The following is a 1,239-nucleotide window of genomic DNA, read 5'->3' on the forward strand; positions in this document are numbered from 1 at the left end:
GCCTGAACGGCCAAGGTTGGCTTTAGCTTGGGTACGAAATTGGTTAAGTGTTGTCTCCGACGCATAGTAGACCTCAACTTTGACGTTGTGACTTCTCAGTAAGGCTGCTAATTCATCAAGAGTCATCCCCGAAAAAGTGACGGCATAAGAAGAACGGATATTCTGGGTTTGACCGTCAAAAAAGGTGTCTTGGGTTAGGGGGCGATATCCCTGTCTTTTGCTGCCGAGTGCGTTCAGAACCGTCACACTGCTAGCCACACCACAATATGCTGGACGTTTTTGAGTTTCAATGTGGGTGCTAAGCGGTTGAAAATCCTGTTTGCTCTTGCTCTGGTTCAGTAGCTGTTGTCCTTGTGGCGACTCTAAAGAAACCAAAGTTTTGGGAAGTGGTAGCCGGTCAACAGAAGGTGGCGAGAAGAGTTTCCAGGTAAAAACGCTTAAACCTGTGCCGAAGATTAGTAGAATACCCCCTCCAGCTTTTATTAGTCGCCCTCGCCATCGGCGATTCCCAGACTTTTGATTTAAGTCCATATCTTCATCTCTCTCCCGAACAGTTGTGTAAAAAAGTCTTAGTCAGAATTGGTCGTTGGATAATTAAACATTACAACGTATAAACCTTGCCATCTGGTTAGTGGCTCTGGTAACTATCGCCTTTGCTTTGGACATCATTATAGCAAGCCTTTTCATTGTTAAAACTTCATTATGATTAAGGAAAAACATCATTTTTATAAAGAGGTATGAAAAACCGGGATTCTGTAATATAATTTTGAAATCTCTGCCTGGGAGCAAGATTGCATCATGCCACCAATACCAACAGTCACAGTCAAATCAGGATACAAGCAACAATCTATCGATACCAGCATTGAGGCGGATGTGCTGATGTTTCAGCTATTACGACAGTTAACGCCCCAACAAAAAGTACAACGGACTTGCGCTTTCAATCAAGCGGTGCGAAGGTTGGCAATATCTGGAATAAAGAACCAGTATCCCAATGCTAGTGAGGCAAAAGTTCGGCAAGAATTTATTAAAAGGTGCTTGGGTGCTGAGTGGATAGAAGTTTTATCAGACAGTAAAGATTGGGGTGAACTCGTGATTGCAGATCCGATCGAATTAGCGCAAAAAATAGCCAGCATCTTGCTACCGCTGAATATTCCCTATGTGGTGGGAGGTTCGGTGGCAAGTTCGCTGTTGGGAGAAAACAGATCTACGCAAGATTTGGACTTAGTGATTGACCTGGAA

The 1,239-nt window shown here is 43.7% G+C and carries 1 protein-coding gene and 1 pseudogene; one reads left to right on the forward strand and one right to left on the reverse strand.

What is annotated here, in order from left to right:
- The coding region (locus ACUVJL_RS27780) for a phytochelatin synthase family protein (protein WP_445248795.1) at positions 1-531 on the reverse strand (531 nt) is incomplete at its 3' end.
- 267 nt (positions 532-798) lie between these two features.
- Here ACUVJL_RS27780 and ACUVJL_RS27785 point away from each other — a divergent pair.
- Positions 799-1,239: pseudogene (locus tag ACUVJL_RS27785) on the forward strand (hypothetical protein); the annotation flags it as partial.

This window comes from Microcoleus sp. OTE_8_concoct_300, from assembly GCF_031383065.1.
Classification (GTDB): Bacteria; Cyanobacteriota; Cyanobacteriia; order Cyanobacteriales; family Microcoleaceae; genus Microcoleus.